14 protein-coding genes are annotated in these 19,915 nt (G+C 51.9%); 3 read left to right on the top strand and 11 right to left on the bottom strand.

The window, feature by feature from the left end:
• Window positions 1-8: 8 nt before the first annotated feature.
• A complete protein-coding gene (locus ACTQ1O_RS07335) occupies window positions 9-560 on the bottom strand; it encodes a CidA/LrgA family protein (RefSeq protein WP_441486715.1) in 552 nt (183 codons plus the stop codon).
• Window positions 561-924: 364 nt separating this feature from the next.
• On the opposite strand from ACTQ1O_RS07335, the gene ACTQ1O_RS07330 reads away from it, so the two are divergent.
• Window positions 925-1,743: a histidinol-phosphatase HisJ family protein gene (locus tag ACTQ1O_RS07330; protein ID WP_441486714.1), complete on the top strand. Its 819-nt coding sequence runs from the start codon at window positions 925-927 to the stop codon at window positions 1,741-1,743.
• A 105-nt stretch (window positions 1,744-1,848) separates the two neighbouring features.
• Here ACTQ1O_RS07330 and ACTQ1O_RS07325 read toward each other — a convergent pair whose 3' ends face one another.
• From ACTQ1O_RS07325 to ACTQ1O_RS07315, 3 genes are all read right to left on the bottom strand, one after another.
• The gene (locus ACTQ1O_RS07325) at window positions 1,849-2,634 is read right to left on the bottom strand and encodes a thymidylate synthase (protein WP_441101125.1); all 786 of its coding nucleotides are present in this window, start codon (window positions 2,632-2,634) and stop codon (window positions 1,849-1,851) included.
• Window positions 2,635-2,744: 110 nt separating this feature from the next.
• On the bottom strand, window positions 2,745-3,134 hold the full coding sequence (locus tag ACTQ1O_RS07320) for a hypothetical protein (RefSeq protein WP_441486713.1): 390 nt from the start codon (window positions 3,132-3,134) through the stop codon (window positions 2,745-2,747).
• A 207-nt stretch (window positions 3,135-3,341) separates the two neighbouring features.
• A complete protein-coding gene (locus ACTQ1O_RS07315; protein WP_441486712.1) occupies window positions 3,342-4,193 on the bottom strand; it encodes a DegV family protein in 852 nt (283 codons plus the stop codon).
• 827 nt (window positions 4,194-5,020) lie between these two features.
• On the opposite strand from ACTQ1O_RS07315, the gene ACTQ1O_RS07310 reads away from it, so the two are divergent.
• On the top strand, window positions 5,021-5,593 hold the full coding sequence (locus ACTQ1O_RS07310) for a DUF1836 domain-containing protein (protein ID WP_441486711.1): 573 nt from the start codon (window positions 5,021-5,023) through the stop codon (window positions 5,591-5,593).
• A gap of 206 nt (window positions 5,594-5,799) precedes the next feature.
• On the opposite strand, the gene ACTQ1O_RS07305 is transcribed toward ACTQ1O_RS07310, so the two are convergent.
• From ACTQ1O_RS07305 to ACTQ1O_RS07275, 7 genes are all read right to left on the bottom strand, one after another.
• The gene (locus tag ACTQ1O_RS07305; protein ID WP_441486710.1) at window positions 5,800-7,602 is read right to left on the bottom strand and encodes an ammonium transporter; all 1,803 of its coding nucleotides are present in this window, start codon (window positions 7,600-7,602) and stop codon (window positions 5,800-5,802) included.
• A gap of 332 nt (window positions 7,603-7,934) precedes the next feature.
• On the bottom strand, window positions 7,935-10,049 hold the full coding sequence (glgB, locus tag ACTQ1O_RS07300; RefSeq protein WP_441486709.1) for a 1,4-alpha-glucan branching protein GlgB: 2,115 nt from the start codon (window positions 10,047-10,049) through the stop codon (window positions 7,935-7,937).
• A gap of 234 nt (window positions 10,050-10,283) precedes the next feature.
• On the bottom strand, window positions 10,284-11,690 hold the full coding sequence (gene mgtE, locus ACTQ1O_RS07295) for a magnesium transporter (RefSeq protein ID WP_441486708.1): 1,407 nt from the start codon (window positions 11,688-11,690) through the stop codon (window positions 10,284-10,286).
• Between the two features lie 987 nt (window positions 11,691-12,677).
• On the bottom strand, window positions 12,678-14,363 hold the full coding sequence (locus ACTQ1O_RS07290) for a sulfate adenylyltransferase subunit 1 (RefSeq protein WP_441486707.1): 1,686 nt from the start codon (window positions 14,361-14,363) through the stop codon (window positions 12,678-12,680).
• On the bottom strand, window positions 14,363-15,265 hold the full coding sequence (cysD, locus tag ACTQ1O_RS07285) for a sulfate adenylyltransferase subunit CysD (protein WP_441101135.1): 903 nt from the start codon (window positions 15,263-15,265) through the stop codon (window positions 14,363-14,365). Before cysD ends, ACTQ1O_RS07290 begins: the two co-directional genes overlap by 1 nt.
• A 165-nt stretch (window positions 15,266-15,430) precedes the next feature.
• Window positions 15,431-15,748 carry a 4Fe-4S dicluster domain-containing protein gene (locus ACTQ1O_RS07280; RefSeq protein WP_441486706.1) on the bottom strand — a complete coding sequence of 106 codons (318 nt, stop codon included), beginning with the start codon at window positions 15,746-15,748 and terminating at the stop codon, window positions 15,431-15,433.
• Complete coding sequence (locus ACTQ1O_RS07275) at window positions 15,745-17,787, bottom strand: adenylyl-sulfate reductase subunit alpha (RefSeq protein ID WP_441486705.1); 2,043 nt, start codon at window positions 17,785-17,787, stop codon at window positions 15,745-15,747. Before ACTQ1O_RS07275 ends, ACTQ1O_RS07280 begins: the two co-directional genes overlap by 4 nt.
• A gap of 271 nt (window positions 17,788-18,058) precedes the next feature.
• Here ACTQ1O_RS07275 and ACTQ1O_RS07270 point away from each other — a divergent pair, with 271 nt between their 5' ends.
• Complete coding sequence (locus ACTQ1O_RS07270) at window positions 18,059-19,576, top strand: chromate transporter (RefSeq protein WP_441486704.1); 1,518 nt, start codon at window positions 18,059-18,061, stop codon at window positions 19,574-19,576.
• The last annotated feature ends 339 nt before the right edge of the window (window positions 19,577-19,915 follow it).

Below are 19,915 nucleotides of genomic sequence, written 5' to 3'. Positions count from 1 at the left end.
TCTCCTTCTTACCTGTTCTCAGTTTTGTTCTTCTTCTCAAATTGGTCCTTTGAAGCTCTCCGGCTCAGTTCCTCACCAAGTCTGGACGGCTTTTCGGATTCTTCTTCCTCCACCAGTACCCTTGCAGCTTCTTTTCTCGTGACATCCTCCTGCAGGGATTTGATCCTCCCAAGATCCTCACTGATCTCATCAGCAAGCTCTTTCTCTTCGCCGGTCTCTGTTCCCTTCACCAGAGCATCGGTTACCTTTCCGGTCACTCCCATGACGAGAAATGTACTCACAATCGTGATCACGAGAATCGGAATGATGATCGGCTGCAGATCCGGCCATGCCGTAATCAGGCCTACGCCCGCCGGAATGAACATCATCGGCATGACGTCCACCAGGAAGGTCGCTGTTTCGTCTACATCCGGAAGCTTGACGATGTGTGTCATTAACAGAATAAGCATGATCACCAGACCGTAGATACTGGCCGGAAACGGAAGCGGCAGAAAATGATTCAGGAGCTCTCCGATGCAGGATACTGCCAGAATGATCGCAAACTGTTTCATGTACTTCATGACTGTTTCTCCCCTTTGTGCTGCGATAAGTGTTTGTGCGATAAATATCTTTTACATAATAGGAGATCCCTTCGAAAATAACTCGTCAGAATCTGACTTCAAGTAGTTGTTTTTTCGGATTTTTCCTCAAACCGCCGGATATCCATGCTATACTGTTGTGCGAACGGAATACAACTGCTATAAATACAGATATCACAATCTTATGCATCACAAACACATACAGCACGAATACATACATCACGAATACATGCATCACGAATACATACATTGCAAATGCTCCGCATGGATGAATGGCCTATGCGCACGCATGACCTTCGTCATGCGCCGGGCGGCCTTCCGCTGCACAGAAAGGGGAATCTGAATCATGTATTTCACGGACTACCACACCCACACCTGTTTTTCCTTTGATGGCGCTCCCCATGCGACGATCGACGCCATGTGCCAGGCGGCAATTGACCGTGGCATATCGGAGCTTGCCATTACCGATCATATGGACATCTTTCATCTGCAGAAATACAGCTATATCCTGGACTGCGGCCATCTGTATCCGGACCTGCTGGACGCAAAGGACCGTTATGCCGGAAAGCTGAAGGTCGTCATCGGTGCCGAACTGGGACAGCCGATGTCAAATCCCCGGGAAGGCCGCAGGTTCCTCTCCGATCATCCGGAGCTTGATTTCGTTATCGGATCGGTGCACCAGATGGACAATGATCTGGATGTCTACTATTACAATTTCCGCAAGCATGACCCGGTTCAGGTCTATGATCAGTATCTGGATCTTCTCACGACATATGCCTCTGAATATGATTATGATGTCATCGGCCACATCACCTATCCGCTTCGTTATATGGCTGAGGCAGGCTTCGCCGTGAATATCGGACAGTTTCTCGAGAAGATCGAGAATCTTTATCGCGTCATCATCCGCAGAGACCGGGGGATCGAGCTGAATCTGTCCGGCTTCCGCCAGTCCATGCAGACCACCATGCCGACCCCCAGACTTCTGAAGCTGTACCACGACTGCGGAGGCCGGATTCTCACGCTTGGCTCCGACGCCCACTGTCCCGAAGATGTCGGGGCATTTCTCAGAGCCGGACAGGATATTGCATATGAATGCGGCTTCCGGGAGCTCACAACCTTTGAGAAGCGGACTCCCTCTTTTCACAGAATTATGGATCTGCGATGAGAAGCCGGCTATAAAAAATAAAGACACCGGATACCGCATCCAGTGTCTCTGTTCATGCTAAAGCTTTCATTCTTCTCCCGCTGCCGCTTCTTTTTCCCTTACGCTTCAGTTGTGCTTCAGCTCTTCAACCTGTGCCGCGATGGCGGGCTTTGCCTCCTCCATCATCTCGTCCCAGCCATCCTCGTAATCGAAGGTCACTTCATCCGGGTCGTCCTCCTCGATGGATTTCCGAATGCGCTTTACATATCCTTCCAGAAGCTCAAAGTCTCTGTCATAGCAATGGAAGCTGTTCGCGCGGTGTGTGTAGCTTCCCACGCCAACACCAAGCTCGTCCGCGATCATCTTCTGCAGCATGATCAGAGCAAACGCGTTCATGTAAGCAGCCTTGCAGGCATCATTGGACCGGAACAGAACCTTGCAGCACAGCCTGCCCTCCCGGATGAAATACTGGATGTGCTGCAGGCATGCCGGATCATCGCTTCCCATATCGGCCTGCTTGTCCCGCACCGTCATAACCGCGCGGCGGCTGCCGGGATTTCGCTTCAGCTCACTCACGATAAAGGGAATCTGGTCCGCGTATCTCTGATGGTAGGTATACACCCAGTTTCCCTTTTCCACCTCAAAATCCAGGATGCCGTACAGCATCTCCTGACGATACTGCTCCAGCTCCTTCGGTCCGCCGATAAAGCACTTTGAAATCATCGGCTCGCTGAGCGGCTCCGCCACACACATGGTCATGGAAAGCTCCTTCTGACGGCAGTTCCAGTCCGGGCAGTCGTTCACACGTCCGCTCTCATCCAGCGCCAGCAGTGCCTTGTGATAGGCTTCCGGAAGATTTCTTCCATATACTATCTTCTCATCCATATCGAAATCATATAACGAATCGGTCATCTGTCCTTCCTTTCCCAATCATAGCAATTGAAATAAACCTATATGATAATATTGTCTTCCGCAAATCATTTTGCGCGGCCCGACAATTTTCCGCCGAACAATATTCCTGATCAGGTCACATACAGACCGCAGGGCGTGCGGTCCGTGAGATGATCCAGCGGCATTTTCGTTACCTTGCCTGCGTCCGGAGGCATGCAGTATGTTGTGAAAAAATGATTCATACTGTACAGGACCTCCTCATCTGAGAAGTTTCCCACCGTATCCCTGATCTCAGACAGGTTCTCATGCAGCTCCGAGGGAGTCATGTTCAAAAAATCCTCGTACGCAAAGTCCGCGCCGAAGTACTCCTGCAGCTTCCATGGTTTGGATGGAAAATTCCAGTCATAGCGAAAGATACCGAAGAACTTGATCCAGATCTTTCCGTTCTGATCCGGATAGATCGAATAATACAGCGCATCTCTCGCCTCTTTCGGATTGTCAAAAAGCTTCTCCTCACACATGCTTCCGAATCCTTGTAAAAAAAGACCGCCAGCCCCACGATGACTGACGGTTATCCTTTAATGCTTCATTATTCTTATTATAAGCAGTTTGATTCACACGGTCAAGCCACTGCCCTGAAACAAATTTACTGAAATTCAAAAATATTTTAGTGCACTTTTATACGATTGTTCCCGCTGAACTGCAACAGCGGGGCTTTCAGGCCGGGCTTATGGCTCCACAAAGGCAAGTACTCCAATCAGTCCGGGGCCGGTGTTCACGGCAAGGGAGGCGTTAATCTGGTTAAAGTAGATCAGTTCTCCCTGAGGGATCCGCTCTCTGATCATCTCAACCGTCCTCTTTCCCTCCTCTTCATCATCTCCGTGAAGGACTGCCAGCCAGCACTTCCTGTCCCCCACCCTCTTCGCGATTTCGTCTATAACTCTCTGCTTTCCTTTTCTGGCGCCGCGGATCTTCGCCACGGTATAATACACTCCGTCCGGGTCGCAGGCGATGATCGGCTTCATGTGAAGCACATTGGCGATCATAAAGGCGACATTCCCGATTCGTCCGCCCTTTTTCAGGTAATCAAGAGTGTCCATATAGAACATCAGATGAGAGTCCTCACGTTTCTCCTCCATCCTTCTGCAGATTTCGTCAAACGGAACTCCTTCCCTCACCAGTTTTGCCGCATACACCGCATATACGCCGCTTCCGAAAGAGATATCCTTTGTATTGTATACATAGGTTGTCAATCCCTCCACCTCACCGGCGACCGCCTGCACATTGTTGACCGTCCCGCTCAGATGATCGGAGATATTCACCGAAATGCAGTGTGTATATCCTTCCTCTCTCAGCTTCTCCAGGAAATCCAGGATCTCCCCTGGAGACGGCATAGAAGTCGTCGGGATTTCATCCGGAAAACGCTGATAAATGGTCTTCGGATCAATGTCCACACCATCTTCGTACTCCCTCTCCGGATAAATCACATGAACAGGCAGAACCCGGATGTTATACTTCTCCTGCAAATCCCTGCCGACATCACAGCAAGAGTCCGCCATTACAATAATCTTCTCCTGCATAAATCACTCCCTGCAGCCGCCCCGCAGCCACGAAACGACACCCTCACACCACCCTCCCGCGCAAAAGTATCGCATTGCCTCAATATCAGTTCTGTCCCTATAATAGTTTCTTAAATACCCGTTGTCAAGTTTTTCAAAAACCGCACACGCGGTTCACTTGACTCACACAATAGAATAAAATATACTGTATAAGTCCAGTCGCAATGTTCTTGGCCCACGGGGAGCTTGCTCACCAGTGGGCAAGAACATTAGCGACGACAACAGGTATGAGCACGAAGCGATGCGAAGCACCGCGAGAATGCGAATGCCTGTTAGCGGCACGGAAGCTGCGAAGCAGCTCTCGTGACGCGGGGACTTATACAGTTTTCCATTAAAGCCGTCGTCAAGCAGGCAGTTTTGGGCATGCGAAGCATGCACAGAAAGCTGCATGCTTGAACGACGCTAACATGTATGAGCATGGAGCGGTGCGAAGCAACGCGAGAATGCTCATACATGTGCAGCTGCGAGAGTTGCGAAGCAACGGAGCAGCTGGCTTTATACTACCAATCGCAATGTTCTTGGCCCATGGGGAGCTTGCTCACCAATGGGCAAGAACATTAGCGACGACAACAGGTATGAGCACGAAGTGACGCGTAAGCGGCACGGAAGTGCGAATGCCTGTTAGCGGCACGGAAGCTGCGAAGCAGCTCTCGTGCCGCGGGGACTTATACAGTTTGCCATTAAAGCCGTCGTCAAGCAGGCAGTTTTGGGCATGCGAAGCATGCACAGAAAGCTGCATGCATAATAAGTCCAGTCGCACGAATATTCAGTTCCGGGAGATGAAACAGATGCCAACCACACGCGAAGAACAGATTGCAGAAAGTCTGAACAATTTTCAGATGCCTGCTTATACGCAGATTCCGAACGTCGGACTCTATCTGAAGCAGGTGGTCGCATATATCAATGATTATCTGGATCCAATCCGCGATGATCCGCTGACCGTATCCATGGTCAGCAACTATGTAAAGCATAAACTGATACCGAATCCGATTCACAAGATGTATTACCGCGAGCAGATTGCCCTTCTGTTCTTCATCGCGGTTACCAAATGCGTTCTCTCGCTGGAGGAAATCCGTTTTCTTCTTGCGATTCAGGAGAAAGATTATGACACGGAATATTCCTATGAGCAGTTCCGCAAGAAGATGGAAGAGGCTCTGCACCACATGACCGGGGCAGAGGACAGAATTCCGCCGGCATCAACCGATGACTCCGAGGGGCACATTCTGCTTCGCAATACGGTCATCACAATTTCTCACAAAATCTACATGGACCGCTACTTCTACTATGCCCAGCTGGCGGAAAACGGAGAAGACAAGGCCGGCAGTGAGAGAAAGGACACAGAATTAAGAACACCGAATTAAGACCGCAGAACAATAGACACAGAACGAGATAAAACACGCTGCGCGAGTTTTATCTCGCTATCGCGACGCTCGCCGCACACGAATGCTTCGCATTCGGCTGCGGCTCACTGTTCGCGTAAATAATAGATCCCGTATCTTCGGATGAAAATTCCATCGTCCGCTGATACGGGATCTTTTCCATATTAAAATTTCTTTCTCGCCCTTTGTCAGTCGTCCTGTGCTCCCGGATCATCCTGAAGGGCGTCATATCCATGCTCACCGGTACGAATCTTTACGACATCCTCGACATCGTACAGGAAAATCTTTCCGTCTCCGTATCTGCCGGTATACAATACCTTCTGAACCGTATCAATCAGCTCCTCAGAGGATACTTTGCAGATGACCACATCCAGCTTGATCTTCGGAAGAAGTCTCGTCTCCACCGGTACGCCGCGGAAGTAGGTCGAATGTCCCTTCTGCATGCCGTGTCCAAAGACGTTGGTAACCGTCATTCCGGTGATGCCAATATTTTCCAGTGCATCCTCCAGCTCCGCGAACCGTGTCTGGTTGGCCACAATGGACACCTTCGTGATCTTTGCGCCGGCTCTCTCCACTCTTGTGACCGGAACAGCCTCCTGAACACTTGCCTCCGCGCCTGCTGCCTTCTTCAGATCCGCCGGTGTGCTTCCGCCGATTGCAGCCGCAATCTTTCCGCTTCCGAATTTTCTCTCATCGTCATCATCAATTTCCGTATTGAAGGCAGTAGCTGTCGCCGGAGCGAAATCCGGATAAGCAACGTTTCCATGCTCGCCGATATCCAGACCCTGAAGTTCTTCCTCTTTCGTGACACGAATTCCAATGGTATGCTTCAGAATCTGCCACACCGCAAACGATGCAAAAAAGCTGAAGGCTCCGACTGCGACAATGCCGAGGAGCTCTACCCCGAGCAGATGGAACCCGCCGCCGTAGAACAGTCCGTTTTCTGTGGAAAGAGTTGTTACTCCCCTGCACGAGAACAGGCCGACCGCCACCGTTCCAAGGACGCCGTTGCACAGATGAACCGCGCACGCGCCGACCGGATCATCGATATGAAGCTTATCGAAAAAGCCGACCGCGAATACCACGATGACACCGGCGATCGCGCCGATGATCATGGAAGCTCCAACCGTTACATATGCGCAGCTTGCGGTAATTCCTACAAGTCCGGCCAGGCATCCGTTAACCGTCATGCCGAGGTCCGGCTTGCCGATCACGATCCATGCTGTGATCGTGGATGTCAGAACCGCCATGATGGCGGATGAGTTTGTGGTCATGAGGATGTGCATGACATCTGACGGGTTCTGGAAGGTCAGGGTAGAGCCCGGGTTGAATCCGAACCATCCAAGCCAGAGCACGAAAAGTCCGATAACCGCCAGAGACATGTTGTGTCCGGGGATTGCCCTCGGTTTGCCATTTTTGTCATATTTTCCGATACGGGGTCCGAGGATCAGAGCTCCGCTCAGCGCTGACCATCCTCCGAGAGAATGCACCACGGTGTCACCGGCGAAATCCTTGAAGCCGATCTGTGCAAGCCAGCCGCCGCCCCAGATCCAGTGTCCGATGATCGGATAGATCAGCAGTGTCAGGATAAAGGAAAAAATTATGAAGGACACATATTTGACTCTCTCCGCCACGGCACCGGATACGATCGTCGCCGCTGTTCCGCAGAATACAAGCTCGAAGAAGAACTTGCCCCAGAACGGAACCGCACTGGTCAGCGTATTGTCATAAAACGAAAGGTCCGCGTTTCCGAGAACCCAGAGATGCGAGGTTCCGACAAACCCGCCGGTTCCCCCGAACATCAGGCCCCATCCCAGAAGAATAAAGCCCAGAGACGAAATCGCGAAGACGATAAAGTTCTTTGACAGAATGTTTACCGTGTTCTTGGATCTGGCGAAGCCAGCCTCAACGGAAGCGAATCCAAGATTCATGAAAAATACGAGGATCGCCGCCAGAAAAACCCATAAAGTGTCTGTAATACTGTAATCCATATGTTCTCCTCCCGAAATCGAATACAGAACGAATGATATAAGTCCTCCAGGTTACTGCGCCGCTTCGCAGCATGCATCCCCGGGCTTATACAACGAGATAAAACGCGCTATGCGAGTTATATCTCGCTATCGCGACGCTCGCCGCATACAAATACTTCGCATTCGGCTGCGGCTCACTGTTCGCGTAAAAAAAGAGAGATACCGACAAATCGGTACCTCTCTGTACATGGTCACATTATAAGCATGTTACCCCAAATTGAAAATGCTTAATTTGAAGTAGGCAGCTCTTATTTCTGCTATTAATGTCCCTTCTTGCGTATTTTTGCTTTTTCTTACTTATCTTTGCGGTTCTCTCCGTGACCGGAATGCGTACGCCGAGATTTCCTGCCCGCAGACTGCCGTGATTTGCCTCGATCTGCCGGAATCCCTTCCTTTGCTCTGCCTTCTCCCGGATCCGATGCTTCCGTCCCTCCATTTTCCGGACCAGCAACTTTCGTCCTGCCGTCTGCCGGACCTGCTGTCTTTGCTGCGCTGCCCGAAGAGCCTGCCCTGCCGGCTTGTCCGGCTTTTTTCTCGTCCGGATCCAGCGCCGGCATCACCTCCTGATAGAGCCTTGCGGAATACGGAGCGAGAGTAACCGGAACCGCTCCATTCTTTTTTCTCACACGAATCAGACGCTCCAGCTTATCCTCCGGTGTTGTGCCGTTATAGATGCAATTGTCCGAGTCGATCAGCAGATGAAGATTCTCATCGCCTGTCGGCCTGTAAGAATAGGTCTGTTCCTCGTTTGAGAAGTTGAAAAAGCACAGAATCCCCTCAGTGTCGGACGTTCTCCGGTACACATAGACACTCTGGCTGGTGTCATCCGCCTCAATCCACTGAAACCCGAGACGGTCATAGTCCTTCTGCCAGAAGGCGGAATGCTTCATATAGATCTCGTTCATATCAACCGTCAGTCTGTGGTACGCGTCATGAATCGGGTACTTCGTCAGGAACCAGTCCTGCTCCCGCTTCTCGTCCCATTCACGGAGCTGTCCGATCTCATTGCCCATGAAGTTGAGCTTTTTGCCCGGATGTGTCATCATATACAGATACAGCGCTCTTCCCTGCGGGAACTTGTCCGCGTAATCGCCTGCCATCTTCTGCATGATGGTTGCCTTTCCGTGAACCACCTCATCATGCGACAGGGGAAGCAGATATTTTTCATTATAAAAATACTGCATGGAAAAGGTCAGCTTATGGTACTCTGCGGAACGGTTCTGCGGAGGGGTGCGGAAATAATTCAAAGTGTCGTTCATCCACCCCATGTCCCACTTGTAGTCAAATCCGAGTCCTCCCTCCGACACGGGCTTTGTAACGCCCGGATAGGCAGAAGAATCCTCCGCGATCAAAAGGACATTCCCGTCAAGCTTCTTTAATCCGCGGTTCATATTCTGCAGGAACACAATCGCGTTCTCGTCTCTGCCGAGATTTTCGCTGCCCTGCCAGTAGATCAGATTTCCCACCGCGTCGAAGCGAAGTCCGTCAAAATGGAAATCCGAAAGCCAGTATTCACTTGCGGAATTCAAAAAGCTCCGGACATCACCTCTGGAATGGTTGAAGTTGCAGCTGCCCCATTCGCTGGTGCTCTTATCGGCAAACGCATGCTCATACAGCGGTGTTCCGTCATACTTCCACAGACCATAATCATTCACCGCGAAATGCACGGTGATGACATCCAGAATCACGCCGATCCCGTGCTGATGGCAGGTGTCGATCAACCGCTTCAGTCCGTCCGGATTGCCGTACCTTGATGTCGCGCTGAAAAATCCCAGCGACTGGTAGCCCCAGGATTCGTCGGCGGGATACTCGTTCAGCGGCATGATCTCCAGATAGTTGTAATGGTTTTCCATCAGATAAGGGATAATCTGGCCCACAATCTCATCGTAGGTGTACCACCCATCGGAGACATCGATGCCAATCCCCTGCGCTTTCGCCTCATCCAGCTCCCTCGCGTGGATCTCCGGGTCGTCCTTCCTCCTCCAGGAACCCATATGCATCTCATAGATATTCAGCGGTTCCTTTGTGCGGTCTCTTCTGGTCCACATCCAGTCCGCGTCATGGAATTCATAGCCCTTCCGGTCATAGATTACAGACGCCGTTCCCGGTCTCTTCTCCGAAAAAAAAGCGTACGGATCGGCATGGTCCATGAAGTTCCCGTCCGGGCCGTAGATCCGGAACTTATACATCTGTCCTGGCTTTGCGTTATCCACCTCAGCCTCCCAGAACTGCCCGTTTTCCACCTTCTGCATCGGCGTATCCGTCCAGCCGTTGAACTCGCCGATCACGGAAACCGCCTCCGCATTCGGCGCATAGGTGCGGAATACCACGTTCTTCTTCCCGCACTGGGCGCCCAGATACTCAAAGGCCTTAAATTCCTCTCCATTGTAGAAATCCTGTAAATCCATTGTTTATCCCTCTCGACACATATATCTCTCTGCAAAATTACAGCTGGCACCAGCCAATCACCGATATCACCCGCGAGTTCACTGATCTTACCTGCGTACGCTCTGATATTGCCCGGCGAACTCCACCGATATCACCCGACAGTTCTCTGAACTTACCAGTGTACGCACGGATGTCCACCGGCAAACTCCACCGATATCACCCGACAGTTCTCTGCTGCGGGACACATACCACTCTCACATGTGCAGCACATTGACCAGCATGATCCAGGAAAGTCCGTAGTACGTTACAACTCCGACAAGGTCCGTGAGCGTTGTGATCAGCGGACCGGAAGCAACCGCCGGATCCACCCCGACCTGATTGAAAAAGATTGGAACCGCGGTTCCTACAAAGCTTGAAATCAGCATTGCCAGAAGCAGAGACAGACCGATGCAGGCCGAGATTGCAAATGCCGTAGTCGGCGGCATGTGCCGCGCCGCCATGATATACAATCCGATCGCTGCAAACGAAACCAGACACAGTATAAAGCCGTTGGAAAATCCCACGGTCATTTCCTTTCCGACCAGATGAAGCTTCTCCTTTCCGGTCAGATGCTCGTCCATGAGGACACGAATGGTAACGGCAAGCGACTGTGTGCCCACGTTACCGGACATATCCAGAATCATAGACTGGAAAGCCATGATCAGGGTGAGCTTCTGGACGACTGTCTCGAAAAGGCCGACGACCGTAGATACGCCGATCCCCATAAACATGAGAAGCACCAGCCAGGGAAGACGTTTCCTGACGCTAAGCTTCACCGGCTCCTCCAGATCCTCCTCCGCGGACAAACCACCGAGCTTTGCGTAATCCTCACCCATCTCGTCATCAACAACCTCTACAACATCCTGCGAGGTGATGACACCCAGGATGCGGTTGTCGTCCGACAGAACCGGTATGGACTCCTCGGAATAGTCCTTGATCTTTTCCAGACAGTCTTCTATTTTTTCGTCGGCATACACATACGGATATGCTGTGGCCGTGATATCCTCCAGACTCGTTCCGTTCCTCGCGATGATCAGATCCTTCAGATCAACGGCTCCGTAGTACACACCGTCGTCATCCAGCACATAGATCACGGAGATGTTGTCGTTCTCCGCCGCCTGCTCGATCAGCGAGCTCATCGCCTCCTTGATGGAAAGACTGCAGTTCAGTGTGACAAAATTGGTGGTCATACGGCTCGCAATTGTGTCTTCATCGTAGGAAGCCAGCACCTGAATCGACTCTCTGGACTCCGGATCCATCAGCTCCAGCCAGGCTCTTTTCTGCTGTGAATCGCTGTTCTTCAGAATATCCGCTGCCGTCGCCGGCTCCATCTCCTCCAGAACCGTAGACGCCTTCTTCGGATCCATCTCATTCAGATATTCCTCGGCATCCTCGTCGGTATATTCCAGCATCTCCGCCAGATCCTCTGTACGCATGATGCGGTACAGCGACAGCCGCTCTCTTTTATCCAGCTCCGGAAGAACCGTCGCGATATCGTTCGCGTGATAATCCTGCAGCCTGTCCCGGATCACTCTCGGAGAATTCTTGCTGCGGATGACATCCAGAATTTCCTTCTCGTATCCGGTGGCAGTCATCTCTGTCTTTTTTTCCTCTCTGCTCATTCCGTCTCCTTTCCTTACCCGCAGCCCCTCTCACGCCCAGTCGTTCTCACGCACAATCTCATGCACAGCTGCTCTTACGCATCGCCCTCACGCGCCGCCTGTCACGCACAATCTCATGCACAGTTACTCTCACGCGCATCATCCTCACGCGCGATCTCATGCACAGCTGCTCTCACGCATCGTCCTCACGCGCCGCCTGTCACGCACAATCTCATGCACAGGTGCTCTCGCGCACGCTCATACCGGCGAAGCGTTTCACCTGATGTTCCTAACGCAATCCCCGGAGACCTTCCGTTCGACAGCAATGTTCCTGCACCAGGGGCCCTGACAGAAATCAGAATTGAAATCTGTGCTCTGACTCAGCCGACACTCCAATCAGGTCTATGCTCCGATTCAGCCGGCATTCAGACAATTTCACGGATACATTTTCTCTGCGCTGCGGTTTTGTATGAAATTAAATGTCTTTTTGGATGTATACGAAAATGAATTGCAGATCAGAAATAAAGACTCAAAAAAACAGAGGATATGAAAAGCACCAAAAAGAAAGAACAGCTTCCGGCTGCCCGTTGTGACTTGCATTCCCCAAGATCTGCAATTCCTTCGGTATGTGATAAGGACTTCGGCCTTCACCATCACAGCCTTCCATCTGCTCCACCTCTTTTCTTTGTTAACCCGCCAGATCCACAGCCTTCCCCTTTTAATAGAAAAGCCGAACCATCCATCGGATAGATTTTCGGATAGATTTTATAAAAAATTTATCAATCGCATTAACTGTAACACCTGCCATTTTGTTTGTAAAGTCCGTTCTGACACAATTGCAGCCGTTCCGGCTCAATCGCAATTGTTCCAGCATAATTGCAATCGTTTCTCGCAAAATCGCAGCCAATCAAAGGCCGCAATTGTCAGACTCAGAGACAGAAAAATCCCGCCTGGCCCTCTAAGCGCCTGGCGGGAACATAAAAGCTATGATTCATTTGAACAATCGTTTCAGATGCTCCACGAATTACCGGTAAAGATAATACGGCGGTATGTCTCAAAGGTAAGCCATTTCGCATTGAACTCCTGACGGTCCATACTCTTCCGGTCTTTCAGGAAGTTTTCGAAATCCTTCTGACTTGAGATTCCTACCGCAAATCCGTTCGCATTAACAACCGGAAGTCCGGTGTATCTGTAATTCTCGATGGCGCCGACCTCAGCCACTCTGTCATCGCGGATCTGCACGTACGCGCCGGAATCCACAGCCAGAATGTCAAAATAGTTCGGGTACTCGTAGCTTTCGCCCTTGACCGGGAAGGAATCTCCAACCTCGTATTCCTTCTCCTCGACGCCCACATTCTCGATTGCGTCATGCTTCTCGTTGAAGAAGAATTCGTCGAATACGTTCACTCTTGTGGTGATATCTCCGCCGGAGATTCTCACGCCGGTATCCTCCTCATTCACAAGCTTTTCCACAACACCGCAGGCTGCCGTCATATTGCTGATCCGATCGATGAGAATCAGCTCGCCCATGGTCTTGTGGTTGCGGAACAGATCCACCGGAATCGCCTCATCCAGAACGATCTCGCAGAGCGCGATCTCATTTTTCTCCAGCGTGTCCGCCTTGACCTGCTCGCCGCTGTTGATATCCGTCTTGTACAAAATTCTGCGGATAAAACCGCCGATTTTCTTGGTTCCGAGTTTAACGAAGAAATCCTCTCCGTCCGCCAGCTTTGCGTCATCCATCCACAGAAGTGTCGCGTCAAAGACTCTGGATACGGCAATCTTGCTGTCCTTCTCCAGCACACAGCCTCTGGAAATATCGATTTCCCGGTTCAGGCAGATGGTCACCGGACGACCTTCGTCTGCGGATTCGGCGTCCTTGTCTCCGATCAGAATGCGCTCCACCTCTGCCTTCTCGCCGGATGGCAGAACCGTGAGCCCGTCTCCGATCCGGACGGTTCCCGCCTCAATCTGTCCCTGAAATCCCCGGAAGGTATGATCCGGACGGTTGACACGCTGCACCGGCATGTAGAATCCCTCTTCGTGTCCCTTCTCTGTCACATCGACATTCTCCAGATATTCGAGAATCGCCGGGCCTTCATACCAGGGCATGTTCGCAGACTTCTTTGTGATGTTGTCGCCCTTCGTTGCGGACACCGGAATGATCTGCACATTGCGGAGGTGAAGTTCATTTGCCAGCACATGGATCTGTTCGGTGATCTCGTCGAAGCGCTCCTTGCTGTAATTGGCGAGGTCCATTTTGTTGACAGCGAATACAAAATAGTGAATTCCCATCAGGGCGCAGATTCTCGCGTGACGGCGCGTCTGCACCAGAACTCCCTGTGTGGCGTCAATCAGGATGACCGCGAGATCCGCAAAGGAGGCACCGACAGCCATGTTCCTTGTATACTCCTCATGTCCCGGCGTGTCCGCAACGATAAAGGAACGTTTATCTGTGGTGAAATAGCGGTATGCCACGTCGATGGTAATTCCCTGCTCCCGCTCTGCCATCAGGCCGTCCAGAAGAAGGGAGTAATCGATGTCGCCTCCCGTGGATCCGACCTTGGAGTCCAGGAGAAGAGCCTTCTCCTGATCCGCGTACAGAAGCTTCGAGTCATAGAGAATATGTCCGATCAGTGTGGATTTTCCGTCATCAACGCTGCCGCATGTGATAAATTTCAAAAGATCGCTCATCAGAAGTACCCCTCTCTCTTACGTTTTTCCATACTGGCTTCTCCCCCGTCCTTATCGATGACCCGGGTGGTTCTCTCGGATTCTACCGAAGACAGTGTTTCCGCAATAATTTTGTCAAGTGTATCGGCATCGGACTCGAATCCTCCGGTCAGAGGATAGCATCCGAGCGTGCGGAAACGGATTTTCTTCATCATCGGCTTCTCGCCCGGTTTCAGGCGCATGCGGTCATCGTCCACCATGATCAACTGTCCGTCGCGCTCGACGCATGGCCGCACGGCAGCATAATACAGCGGCACAATCGGAATATTTTCCCGCTTGATATACTCCCAGATATCTGCCTCCGTCCAGTTTGAGATCGGGAATACACGGATAGATTCTCCCTTCCGGATCTCTGTGTTGTACAGCTTCCACATCTCCGGACGCTGGTTCTTCGGATCCCATGCCTGTGCCTCGTTCCGGAAGGAAAAAATTCTCTCCTTCGCGCGGCTCTTCTCCTCGTCACGGCGTCCGCCGCCGAAGGCTGCGGTGAATCCGTATTTCTTCAGTGCCTGCTTCAGAGCCTGCGTCTTCATGATGTCCGTGTAAGATGACCCATAATCGAAGGGATTGACTCCCCGCTTCACGCCGTCCTGATTGATGTACTCAATCATGTCGATGCCCAGTCTCTTCGCCGTCTCATCACGGAACTTGATCATTTCCTTGAACTTCCAGGTCGTGTTGACATGGAGGAACGGGAACGGCGGCTTTGCCGGGTAAAAGGCCTTCATTGCCAGGTGAAGCATGACAGATGAGTCCTTGCCGATGGAATAAAGCATGACCGGTTTCTCACACTCTGCCGCGACCTCGCGGATAATGTAGATGGACTCTGCCTCCAGGGCGTCCAGATGCGAAAGATTACTCATGATATTTCATCCTTTCCTATTATGACTTGGTCGATGTATGACTTCATCGGTTTACAACCTGATGGTTTACAGCCGGGCCGTGCTGCGGCCTGATTCTTTATAACCAGGTCGCGTTGTGACCTGATTCTTTATAACCGGGTCGCATTGTGACCTGATCTGTATTGCTCAGTATTTGTTGGAATCTGTACTGTCTACGGTGATGGTGCGGATGGGCTTTTCCCGGTGATCCGAATCATAAAACTTCCAGTTCAGAAGCTTTCCTTCCCGCTCCACCTGCATGTAGGCTGAGCCTCCGCCGATGTCCTCTCCGAGGAAAAATTCAATGGCCCGAACCGGACATTCTTTTACACAGGACACGCAGCCCCAGCAGCCCTCCGGATACTGCATCACTGCCTTTTTCCCGATGACATCAATCAGGCTCCCGGGACAAACATCGGCACAGCGGCCGCATCCGATACACCTGTCATTGATTCGAATACTCATCTTGCCGCCTCCTCTCCGAACAGCTGTCTCCAACCGGCTCCTTCCACAGCTCCTGCTTTAATTCCCACTTTCGGTCCTTCCGTGGCTTCTGCTTCAATTCCCGCTTCCGGCCCTTCCCCGGCTCCTGCTGCCGGCTGTTCTCCGCTTCCTTCGGTGAAATCACGGATTCCGGTCCGGATCGGGTGAAAAATCATCCGAACTCTGCCATCCTCATAGACGGAATTCACAAATTTCAGCCAGTTCTCATCGTCTCTGTCGGGATGGCTCTCATTCTCGGCAAAACAATGCCAGCGGGTCTCCTTTCTGGCACCTAGATGCGCAATCAGAACCTTCGCCACGAGGAGCCTCTCCCGCGTCTCGAAATAATGTGCGAGATCCATGGGACGGTTCACCCGGATCTCCCCGGCTCTCCGCATCAGTCCGTCGATCCTCCGGTCCGCCTCCGCAAGAGATTCCTCTGTAAACGCGTAGCTTTCGCTGATTCCTCCGGCATAGCGGTCCATAACCTCCTGCATATCTGCCTCAAGCTGCTCCGGAGTATATCCGGATGACGTCTGTCCGCCGGTGTAGTGCGACTCAATCTCCTCCACGGCGCTGCGGATCCGGGCATCTGTGAGCGTATCCCACGCCGGAGATATCAACGAGTTGATGCCGTCCCCGCCTTCCGGTATTCCGCCTCTTGGTATTCCGCCTTCTGGTATTCTGCCTTCCGCTCTACTGCCTTCTGGTATACTGCCCTCTCTTACACTGCCCTCTGTTATACTTTCATTGGTATGGTGAGAATCCTTTCCTACGGTCACCCTTATTTCTTCACAGGGATTCATCTTCGCCCGGAGAGTCTTCAGATCCCTGAGTATGGACAGCGCCGCCAGCTTTCCTTCCGCGAGAGCACCGGTCACATATTTCTGCGGGCAGCCGCCCGCCACATCTCCGGCAGCGTAGAGTCCCGGAATCGTTGTCCGTCTTCCGTCGTCGATCCAAAAGCCACTCGCGGTATGTCCTCCGACAACATAGGGCTCCGTCCCCTCGATCTCCACGTTCTCCTCATCCGGTCCCTTGCCTCTCGCCACCCACTTCAGTGTCTGTGAAGGAGCCATATTCAGATACGCTTTCTCCAGGTCCTCCGTCTGTGATCTGCTGATTCCCTTAGTCCGGAGATAACAGGGTCCGCGGCCTTCCTTATTCTCCTCTACCGTGCCCCATACCCTCTGAGAGGTGGTCAGCCCATATTTGTTCTCATACACCTCACCAAGGGCGTTGATTTGCTTTGCGCCGACTCCCTGCGCCAGCGTTCCGGTTGGCGCGATGGTATCCTTGCAGCGAAGAGCGATAAATCGCATCTCGAAAGTCGTCATTTCCGCACCCGCCCGAATTCCCATCGCATATCCGGCACCGGTATTGAAAGGACTGTACCACATCTTATGTCTGGAAAATCCCGGATTGTTCGGCCGGTAGATGCCGGACGCTCCTCCCGTCGCAATCAACGTAGCATCCGCGGAGAAAAAACAGATCACTTCCTCCTTGACCCCGTGTCCGAAGGCTCCGGTAACTCTGCCGCTTTTCTCATCCCGGAGAAGATCTACTATATTAATATTGTTGTACACGGAAACATTCGGCAGCTTTCTGACCGCGTCCGCCAGAAGCGGCTTGAAGTTTTCCCCGTTGATCTTGATGTTCCGGTTGCCGCGGCTCACGTACTCGCCGTTCTCATCCTTCAGAATCACCAGCCCGAGCTGCTCCATCTTCGCGGTCACCTCATTGAGATTCTCGCTCATGGTCAGAAGCAGATCCTCCCGCGCAATGCCGTGCGCATCCTTCAGCGCGTAGTCTACATAAAACTGTGGCGTGTGCCCTTTCGTGATATATGCGTTCAAGGCGTTGACACCCGCAGCAAGGCATCCGCTTCTCCGGATATTTGCCTTCTCCGCAATCACAACCCGCAGCTCCGGATTCCGATCCGCCAGAGTAAGCGCGGCATAGCAGCCCGCGGTACCGCCTCCGATAATCAGTACATCTGCATTGATTCGTTCAATCTTCATTTGATACTCCTGTGCGTGTGCGCGATTCCATTGTCTGCGATTCTCCTGTTCATATTTCTTTCCACGATTCGATGACTTTGACTTTTTTGTCTTTCGGCTGCTGATTTCGACTTTTTCCTGTTTCTCTTCCGGCTGCTGATTTCGACTTTTTTCCTGTTTCGTCTTTATTCTATTGATTTTTTACCCGTTTCATCGTAGAATCATAGCATATATTTCCTATCATGTCTATAGGAATTATGTGAAATTATGCAAAAAATAGTGAGGATTATCGATGTCAACGATACAAACGAAAGCAAAAACCGGAAAGACCGCGGCGAAGAGAAACCGGAAGCATTTTCCGGCCCTGATTTCCTCGCTCTTTAAGATCGGTTTTCTCGGCTTCGGTGGCGGATGCGCCCTGATTCCTGTCATGGAGAAGGAAATTGTCGAGAACGCAAAGCTGGTAACTCAGAAGGAATACGACAAGGATACTCTCGTGGCATGCATCACCCCGGGAGCCCTTCCCATCGAAATCGCCACAGGTCTCGGGCTTTCCGCCTATGGAATCACCGGGATGCTTTCTGCCGCCCTGGCGCTCGCGCTTCCCGGCTCGCTTCTGACGGTTCTGATTCTGGCGCTCCTGTCCGGAGCCGATGGCCTGGTCCTGACAGAGATCCAGTGCTTTTCCATCGGTGTCGGTGCTTTTATCAGCTATCTGCTGCTTCTGTACGCCATCAACACCCTGCGGGAATCCCGTAATGCAGCCTCCGGCAACACCAGGAAAACCTTCCTTGTGATGTTTGCCGTGTTTTTTCTGGGATGCGGAAAAACCTTCAGCAATCTCCCCTTTATGAATGGAAAGTATCTCTTCGGACTCTCTACCATTCAGATCCTGGGGCTCGCTTTTTTCGTGATCCTCTTCACCGGAGGGAAAAACACCCCATGGAAAACAGCGGTTTCTGCCGTTCTTGTAGTTCTGTACGCACTCAGTGCCGGCCATGCTCACCTCATTCCGGGAGCTGTTCCCCGCAGAGTCCTGGTGGCTGCCATGTACTTCTGCGCAGCCGCAGGAATGATTCTCAGCATCCGGGATGATCTGCGCGCGCACAGAGCTTTGCTTTCCGGAAGAAATAATCTTCTGCATTTCCTGAAGGAGATCATCGCCTGGCTCCTGCTTCTGGCTGTCTGCGCGTTACCCGCTCTCCTTCTGACCGAAAAAACACCTCTCTATCTGATCCGGGGATTTTTTTCTTCTATCATCTCCTTCGGAGGAGGAGACGCTTATCTCTCGGTCGCCGACGGCCTGTTTGTCAACTCCGGCATGGTCACCTACCGGGAATTCTATTCCCTCCTCGTGCCTGTAGCAAATGTACTGCCCGGATCGATTCTCAGCAAAATTCTCACCGGCGTGGGATATTATATCGGCTACAATCTGAACGGTTCACCCGTCCAGGGCATCGCTGTAGCATTCGCCGGGTTCATCTGCAGCGTCGTTGCTTCCGGGCTTGTATTCTGCCTTGTCTATCATGCCTATAACTCGGTGGAGCACATCACCGTGTTTCAGAAAATCGGCCACTGGATCCGTCCTATCATCGCCGGTCTTCTGCTCAGCGTCATGTGCTCAATGATTCAGACCAGCCTCAACACCGCCGCCTCCATCGGCATCGCCGTTCTTCCGGTATTCCTCGTAACCTGCGGCATCATTGTTCTGAATCTCTCTCTCATGAAGAAAAAAAGCAATCCTTTCATGATTGCCGCCTCATCCCTCATCGGTCTCGCGGCATCCAATCTGCTTCTGTTTTTCGCATGATGCATGGTTCCGGCTGCTTCTCTTCTTCGCGTGAAGCATGGTTCTGGCTGCCTCTTTTCTTCGCGTGATGCATGGTTCCGGCTGCTTCTCTTCTTCGCGTGAAGCATGGTTCCGACTGCTTCTCTTCTTCGCGTGAAGCTGCGAACGGATACGCCCGCTTTCCTCAAACACAAGCAAGTCTACAGCTCCGCTTTCCACGAACGAGATAAAACACGCTGCGCGAGTTTTATCTCGCTATCGCGACGCTCGCCGCACACGAATACTTCGCATTCGGCTGCGGCTCACTGTTCGCGTAAATAAAATCCACAGATGTTTTCCCAAACGAGAAAAACATCTGTG

This window comes from Bilifractor sp. LCP21S3_A7 (genome assembly GCF_052118825.1).
In the GTDB taxonomy this organism is placed as follows: Bacteria; Bacillota; Clostridia; order Lachnospirales; family Lachnospiraceae; genus Bilifractor.
Note: the sequence above shows the minus strand (reverse complement) of the source record. Positions and strands in the feature narration are given on the sequence as shown.

Bases quoted from the DNA above. Each gene is read 5' to 3' on its own strand.
- ACTQ1O_RS07325 (WP_441101125.1), bottom strand. From the start codon at position 2,634: ATGACCGATTCGTTATATGATTTCGATATGGATGAGAAGATAGTATAT.
- ACTQ1O_RS07275 (WP_441486705.1), bottom strand. From the start codon at position 17,787: ATGAAGATTGAACGAATCAATGCAGATGTACTGATTATCGGAGGCGGT.
- ACTQ1O_RS07330 (WP_441486714.1), top strand. From the start codon at position 925: ATGTATTTCACGGACTACCACACCCACACCTGTTTTTCCTTTGATGGC.
- ACTQ1O_RS07270 (WP_441486704.1), top strand. From the start codon at position 18,059: ATGTCAACGATACAAACGAAAGCAAAAACCGGAAAGACCGCGGCGAAG.
- ACTQ1O_RS07315 (WP_441486712.1), bottom strand. From the start codon at position 4,193: ATGCAGGAGAAGATTATTGTAATGGCGGACTCTTGCTGTGATGTCGGC.
- ACTQ1O_RS07305 (WP_441486710.1), bottom strand. From the start codon at position 7,602: ATGGATTACAGTATTACAGACACTTTATGGGTTTTTCTGGCGGCGATC.
- cysD (WP_441101135.1), bottom strand. From the start codon at position 15,265: ATGAGTAATCTTTCGCATCTGGACGCCCTGGAGGCAGAGTCCATCTAC.
- ACTQ1O_RS07280 (WP_441486706.1), bottom strand. From the start codon at position 15,748: ATGAGTATTCGAATCAATGACAGGTGTATCGGATGCGGCCGCTGTGCC.
- mgtE (WP_441486708.1), bottom strand. From the start codon at position 11,690: ATGAGCAGAGAGGAAAAAAAGACAGAGATGACTGCCACCGGATACGAG.
- ACTQ1O_RS07320 (WP_441486713.1), bottom strand. From the start codon at position 3,134: ATGTGTGAGGAGAAGCTTTTTGACAATCCGAAAGAGGCGAGAGATGCG.
- glgB (WP_441486709.1), bottom strand. From the start codon at position 10,049: ATGGATTTACAGGATTTCTACAATGGAGAGGAATTTAAGGCCTTTGAG.
- ACTQ1O_RS07310 (WP_441486711.1), top strand. From the start codon at position 5,021: ATGCCAACCACACGCGAAGAACAGATTGCAGAAAGTCTGAACAATTTT.
- ACTQ1O_RS07335 (WP_441486715.1), bottom strand. From the start codon at position 560: ATGAAGTACATGAAACAGTTTGCGATCATTCTGGCAGTATCCTGCATC.
- ACTQ1O_RS07290 (WP_441486707.1), bottom strand. From the start codon at position 14,363: ATGAGCGATCTTTTGAAATTTATCACATGCGGCAGCGTTGATGACGGA.